Source organism: Actinomadura geliboluensis, assembly GCF_005889745.1.
In the GTDB taxonomy this organism is placed as follows: domain Bacteria; phylum Actinomycetota; class Actinomycetes; order Streptosporangiales; family Streptosporangiaceae; genus Spirillospora; species Spirillospora geliboluensis.
In genome coordinates this window covers 1-7,057 of sequence record NZ_VCKZ01000451.1, presented here as the reverse complement: position 1 = coordinate 7,057, position 7,057 = coordinate 1, and the positions used below count along the sequence as shown (strand labels likewise).

General features: G+C 76.0%; 4 protein-coding genes. 1 reads left to right on the top strand and 3 read right to left on the bottom strand.

What is annotated here, in order from left to right:
- Window positions 1–24 precede the first annotated feature (24 nt).
- Window positions 25–4,275: an NACHT and WD40 repeat domain-containing protein gene (locus tag ETD96_RS38135; protein ID WP_240808520.1), complete on the top strand. Its 4,251-nt coding sequence runs from the start codon at window positions 25–27 to the stop codon at window positions 4,273–4,275.
- A gap of 10 nt (window positions 4,276–4,285) precedes the next feature.
- Here ETD96_RS38135 and coaE read toward each other — a convergent pair whose 3' ends face one another.
- From coaE to ETD96_RS38120, 3 genes are all read right to left on the bottom strand, one after another.
- Window positions 4,286–4,885: a dephospho-CoA kinase gene (gene coaE, locus ETD96_RS38130; protein ID WP_138641355.1), complete on the bottom strand. Its 600-nt coding sequence runs from the start codon at window positions 4,883–4,885 to the stop codon at window positions 4,286–4,288.
- 16 nt (window positions 4,886–4,901) lie between these two features.
- On the bottom strand, window positions 4,902–5,444 hold the full coding sequence (locus tag ETD96_RS38125; RefSeq protein ID WP_138641354.1) for a GNAT family N-acetyltransferase: 543 nt from the start codon (window positions 5,442–5,444) through the stop codon (window positions 4,902–4,904).
- 37 nt (window positions 5,445–5,481) lie between these two features.
- The coding region (locus ETD96_RS38120) for an endonuclease/exonuclease/phosphatase family protein (protein WP_138641353.1) at window positions 5,482–7,057 on the bottom strand (1,576 nt) is incomplete at its 5' end.

Here is a 7,057-nt window from a genome sequence, read left to right as displayed (position 1 = left end):
CCTCCCGCCCCCGAACTGGGCCCGGTGGGGAATGGCGCCGCCGAACCCGTCCACGACCCCACGGCACTGCTCCTCGACCGGCTGACGGAGGCGTGCGAGACCCGGTTCGAGCGCGCCACGATCCGGCGGATCGTCCCGCCCGCGCGCGAGGAGGGCCGCACCGACCCGCCCCACCTGCTGCTCACCCACATGGAGGACGGCTTCGTCCGGCAGTACCGCATCGGCGCCCACGTCGGGCAGGTGACCGACGCCGACGTGGACGCCTTCGTCCGGCACGTGCACGCCGACGGCGCCGACCACGGCTCGGAACTGGTGTACCTGGGGCCCGCGCCCTCAAGGTCGCTGCGCGACGACGCGCTGCGGCGCGGCATCCGGGTGCGCAGCCTCACCGAGTTCCAGGGCCTGCTCGACCTGTCGGAGTACGTCGCGGCGCAGACGCGGCGGCTGTCCGGCGACGGGGTGTACCCGCCGTCGCTGTACGTCCCGCAGCGCTTCCGCGAACTCGACCGCTTCCAGACCCCCGACGAGGGGGCGCGCCTGGCCGGGGACGTCCGCGACGACGTCGTCGGCGAGATGCTGCGGCTGCTCGCCGCCGACCACGGCCGCTTCCTGCTGCTGCTGGGCGACTTCGGGCGCGGCAAGACGTTCGCGCTGCGCGAGCTGGCCCGCCGCATCCCCGAGGAGCTGCCGCACGTCATCCCGATCCTCATCGAGCTGCGCGCCCTCGACAAGGCCCACTCGGTGGACGGCCTGGTCGCCGCGCACCTCGCCAACCACGGCGAGGAGCTGATCGACCTCAAGGCGTTCCACTACATGCTCCGGCAGGGCCGCATCGTGCTGCTCTTCGACGGGTTCGACGAGCTGGTGACGCGGATGACCTACGACCGGGCCGCCGACCACCTCGACACGCTGCTGCAGGCCGCCCAGGACAAGGCCAAGATCGTCGTGGCGAGCCGCACCCAGCACTTCAAGTCGCAGGCGCAGGTGCTGACGGCCCTCGGCGAGAAGGTCGGCGTGCTGCCGCACCGGCGCGTCCTCGGCCTGGAGGAGTTCGCGCCCCCGCAGGTCCGCTCCTACCTGGTGAACCGGTACGGCGACGAGGGCGCCGCCGAGGCGCGGCTGACGCTGCTCGCGGGCATCGAGGAGCTCCTCGCCCTCACCGCCAACCCGCGGATGCTCTCGTTCATCGCCGACCTCCCCGAGGACCGGCTGCGCGCGGTCGCGCAGGCCCGCCGCGCGGTCTCCCCCGCCGACCTCTACGACGAGATCCTGTCGTCCTGGCTGGCCTACGAGGCCGACCGGGTCGGCGGCGCCGGCGGCCCCTCCGGGCTGAAGACCGACGACATGTGGCGCGCCGTGGGCACCCTCGCGCTGCGGCTGTGGGAGGGCAACGAGCAGTTCCTCAGCCTCGCCGAGCTGGCCGACGTCGCCGACGCGCTCACCGGCCTCGCCGGCGGCCGGATGTCGCCGCACCAGGTCACGCACGCCGTCGGCGCCGGCAGCCTGCTCGTCCGCACCGACGACGGCCTGTTCGGGTTCATCCACGCCTCGGTGATGGAGTGGCTCGTCGCCCGGCACATCGCCGCCGAGTTCGCCGCCGGCGCGGCGGGCACCGCGCCCGCCGCGCTCGGCCGCCGCGCCATGACCCAGCTCACCGTCGACTTCCTGTGCGACCTCGCCGACCCCCGCGCCTGCCAGGAGTGGGCGGCCGGCGTCCTCGCCGACCCCGACGCCGGCGACATCGCCCGCGCCAACGCCATCCGCGTCACGACGCGGCTGCGCACCCCGGCGCGCACCGACCTGCGGGGCGCGCGCCTCCAGGGCGAGGACCTGTCCTACCGCGACCTGCAGGAGGTCGACCTCACCGGCGCCGACCTCACCGACGCGCAGCTCGTCGGCGCGAACCTGTCGCGGGCGGTCCTGCGGGACGCCTCCCTCGCCGGCGCCCGGCTGGACGAGGCGCGGCTCACCGGCGCCGACCTGCGCGGCGCCGACCTGTCCCGGGCCCGGCTCGCCCGCGCCGACCTGCGCGACGCCGCCGTCGACGGCAGCCGCTGGACCCGCGCCGCCCTCGTCGACGCCGTCCTGCCCGACCGGATCGCCGCCGCGCCCGAGCTCCGCGAGGCCGCGATCGCCCCCGGCCGCCCCATCGACATCCAGATCGCGCCGCCCGCGGTCGGCGTCCCCTACGGGTTCCACTTCGCCACAAGCCGCCTCCCGCAGCCGCTCGCCTACAGCCCCGGCGGATCCGTCGTGGCGGTGGGCAGCGAGGACGGCGGCGTCCTGGTGTGCGACGCCGTCACCGGCACGCCCCTGCGCACGCTCCAGGGCCACACCGACCGCGCCTACGCGGTGGTGTTCGACTCCGGCGGCAACCTCCTGGCGAGCGGCTCGGCCGACGGCACCGTCCGCATCTGGGACCTCGCCACCGGGCACACCGCGCACACCCTGCCCGTCCACCCCGACGGCGTGTGGCCGGTCGTCCTCGGCGGGCGCGCCCCCTCGGGCGCCGACCTCCTCGCCGCGGGCGACGCAGGCGGCACCATCCGCGTCTGGGACACCGCCACCGGCGCCCTGCTCCACGAGCTGGCCGGGCACACCGCGCCCGTCTACACCGCCGTGTTCGACCCCGCCGGGTCCCTCATGGTCACCGGCGACGCGGGCGGCACGCTGCGCGTCTGGGACCTCGCCACCGGCGCGCTCCGGCGCGAGCTGACCGGCCACAGCGGCGCGGTGTTCCGCGCCGTGTTCCACCCCGACGGCTCCCTCCTCGCCGCGGGCGACGAGGCCGGCGTCGTCCGGCTCTGGGACATCCGCACCGGCGAGATCGGCCAGGAGCTCCTCGGCCACACCGGCCGCGTCTACGCCATCGCCTTCCACCCCGGCGGCGACCTCCTCGTCACCGGCGACACCGACGGGTCCGTCCGCCTCTGGTCGGGCGGGCGGCAGCGCGCCGTCCTGTCCGGCCACGGCGGCGGCATCTACCAGGCGACGTTCAGCCCCGACGGCGGCCGCCTCGCCACCGCCGACAGCGCCGGCTCCGTCCGCCTGTGGGACCCCGCGACCGGGCGGCAGCGCCTCGAACTCGCCGGGCACCGCGGCGCCGTATGGCCGTTCGCGTTCCGCCCCGACGGCGCCCAGCTCGCCACCAGCAGCAACGACGGCACCGCCCGGCTGTGGGACGCCGAGACCGGGCAGTGCCGCGTCGTGCTGCGCGGCCACGGCCGGCGCGTCACCGGCGTCGCGTTCAGCCCGGACGGCGGCATGCTCGCCTCCAGCGGCAACGACGGCCTCGTCCGCCTCTGGGAGCCGCGCTCCGGCCGGATGATCCGCGAACTGCGCGGCGTCGCCGACAACCTCACCTCCGCCGCGTTCAGCACCCGCGACTCCCAGCTCGCCACCGCCACCAACGACGGCGGCGTCCACCTGTGGCAGGCCGGCACCGGCACCTTCGAGCGGGAGCTGAACGTCGAGACCGACCACGTGTGGGCGCAGGCGTTCGCGCCCGCCGGGGACGTCCTCGCCACCGCCAACGACGACGACACCGTCCGCCTCTGGTACTGGACGACCGGCCGCGAGACCGTCAACCTCGCCGACCACCGGGGCCGCGTCCGCTCCATCGACTTCCACCCGGGCGGCGCGCTCCTCGCCACCGGCTGCGACGACGGCGCCGTCCGGCTGTGGCACCCCCGCACCGGCGAGCTCACCGCCGCCCTGCGCGGCCACACCGACCGCGTCTACCGGGTGGCGTTCTCACCGTCGGGCGACGTCCTCGCCAGCGCCAGCAACGACGGCACCGCCCGGCTCTGGGACTCCTCCACCGGCGAGACCCTCCACACCCTCACCGACCACGCAGGGCGCCTGTGGACGGCCGCGTTCCACCCGTCCGGGACGATGCTCGCCACCGCGGGCGACGACATGGTGGTGCGCCTCTGGGACCCGTCCACCGGGCGCCTCCTGCACGCCCTCACCGGCCACACCCGCCGCATCTGGTCGGCGGCGTTCAGCCCCGACGGCACACTCCTCGCCACCGCCGGCGACGACGGCGCCATCATCCTCTGGGACGTCACCGACCGCGACGCCCCCGCGCGCCACGCGACCCTCCTCGGCCTGGCCGAGGGCTGGGCCGCCCTGGCCCCCGACGGCCGCTACAAGTGGGAGGGCAACGCCACCGCCGAATTCTGGTACGCCGTGGGAATGTGCCGCTTCGAGCCCGGCGAACTGGACCCCTACCTCCCCGAGGTCCACCGCCTCCCCCTCGACGCCCCCTTCTAAGAGCGCGGCGTCAGGGGGCGGTGCGGTGGGTGAGGGTCTTCCAGAGGGCGTCCACCTGGGCCTTCAGGTCGTCCAGGGTGCCGGAGTTGTCGATGATGTGGGTGGCGACGGCGCGGCGGTCGGCGCGGGACGCCTGGGCGGCCATGCGGGCGCGGGCGTCCTCCTCCGTCATGCCGCGGCGCGACGTCAGGCGGTCGAGCTGCGTCTCCTCGGGGGCGTCCACCACGACGACCTCGTCGTACATGGGGGCCAGGCCGTTCTCCGCCAGCAGCGGGACGTCGTACACGACGACGGCGTCGGCGGGGGCGGCGTCCATCAGCTCCTGCATGCGCTCCCCGACGAGGGGATGGACGATCGCGTTCAGCGCGGCGAGCCGCTCGGGGTCGGCGAACACGATGCGGCCGACCTTCTCGCGGTCGAGGCCGCCGGACGGCAGCAGCACGTCCTCGCCGAACTCCGCCACGACGGCGGCGAGGCCCGGGGTGCCCGGCTCCACGACCTCCCGGGCGATCTTGTCGGCGTCGATGACCACCGCGCCGTGCCCGTCCAGCAGCGCGGACACCTCGCTCTTGCCCGAGCCGATCCCGCCGGTGAGTCCCACTTTCAGCACGGGCTCACCCTAATGGCTAGCCGGTTTCGACGGGAACGAGGGGTTTGCGCATGTGCACCAGCGTGAGGTGCGCGGCGACGCGCTCGCGGTGCGTCTCGCTGTAGCCGAGCCGCCGGTACAGCCGCAGGTTCGCGTCGCTGAGGTGGCCGGTGAACAGCACGCAGGCGTCCACCCGGCCGGCGACCTCGCCCTCCAGCTCCGCCATGAGGCGGCGCCCGATGCCGCGGCCCTGCAGGTCGGGGACGACGACGAGCCGCCCCACCAGGCACGTGTGGTCGCTGAACTGGGCGCGGACCGCGCCGACGACGCGGCCGCCGAGCACCGCCTTCAGCACCACCGCGTCCCCCGCGAGGACCTTGCGCAGCTGCTCGACCGACTCGACCAGCGGCGGCAGGAACGGGTCGCCGTACAGCTGCGCCTCCGCCACGTACGCGGCGCGCTGGACGGTCATCAGCTCCCCGGCGTCGTCCGGGCCCGCCCGCTCGATCGCGACCGCCGACTCGCTCACGGGCCTGCTCCCTGTGGGGGCGACCCCCGCCTCCCGGTTCGCCGCGCTCATGTCCAGACCCTAGCGGCGCGGGGACGCCGGGGGCGGGTCACCGCCCGATCCGGACGGTCACCGCGACCGGGTAGTGGTCGGAGGCGTCGGACTTCGGCACCTCGTAGTCGGTGACGAGGACCCCGTCCGACCCGAAGATCCAGTCGTGGGTGGAGCCGTCCGGCCGGGTCGGGTAGGCCTGGCCGCCGAGCGCGGCGCTGCGCAGGTCGGTGCCGTCGGTCAGCGCGGCCAGCTCCGGGCTGCCCGCGTCGGTCTGGAAGTCGCCGCCGATGATCGTGCGGGGCGCCCCGCCCCAGGCCCGCAGCAGCGCCGCGATCTCCCGGGACCGCTCGTCGGCCTGGTCGTCGCCGCCCTCCAGGTGCGTCGACCACACGTCCATCGTGGCCTTCCCGACGGCGAGCCGCGCCCACACGTAGCCGCGGATCTGCGACCAGTCGCCGCGCGACATCCGCCCGCTCCCGGACTTGCGCACCGGCAGCGAGGTCAGGATCGCGTTGCCGAACTGCCCGTCGGCGGCCGGGCCCCAGATCAGCTTCATGCCGAGCCGCCGCGACAGCCACACGCCGACGTCGGTGGTGCCGGACGTCAGCGCCCCGCGCCCGGCCTCCTGCAGCAGGACGACCTGGGCCCGCTGCCCCTCGATGACCCGGGCGATGCCCTCGGGGTCGAGGCGCCCGGACTGGTCGACCGCGTCGTGGATGTTGTAGCTCAGCACCCGCACCTGGCCGTTCGCGGCCGCCGGCGGGGCCTTGCCGTCCGGCGCCGCGACGGTGAACACCGCGGTGCCGATGAGCAGCAGCAGGGCCGCGCCCCCGGCGGTGAGCGCGCGCAGCGGGGCGCGGGCCGGCAGCGGGCCGCCGCGCGCCGCCGCGAACGCCGCGAGCGCGCCGAGCAGGATCCCGGCGAGGCCGGGCAGCAGGTTGTTCGGGAACGGCAGCGGCGACACGGCGCTGACCTGGTACGGGATCAGCACCACGGCGATCAGCAGGCCGCCGAGGGCCGCGCCGGCGTCGATCCGCCGGACGGGGCCGCCGGTCCCGGCGCGGCGCAGCGGCGCGCGGACCGCCACCGCCAGCAGCCACGCCGCCAGCACCTGCCCGACGATCACGACGGGGACGACCTCGATGCCGGCGACCGCGTACGTCCCGGCCACGGCGCCCGCGCCGACGCCGAGGAGCGTCCCGCCGAGCACGCACACGCCGCCCGGCACCGCCCGCACGGCGAGGCCGGAGGCGAGGAACGCGAGCGCGAGCCCCTGCCCGGCGACGATCGTGACGTGCGCGGCGGTCAGCGACAGCCAGCCGGACGACGCGACGAACGCGGGGCTGGACAGCACGAGGACCTGCACCGCGAGGAACGGCCCGAACGCCGCGGCGCCCAGCGCGTCCCGCCAGGACACTCCCGGCGGGGCGATCGGCCCGGACGCCAGCTCGCGGTAGAGCGCGGCGGCGCCGACGCCGACGAACGCCAGGCACGCCAGCCAGGGGCCGACGCCGTCCCGCCACACCGGGTCCCAGGTGGCGAAGCACATCCGCACGGCGCCGTCGATGGCGAGGCCGGCGACGGCCGCGGTGGCGAAACCGACCCCGGACAGGCCGCGGGCGCCCTCGAAC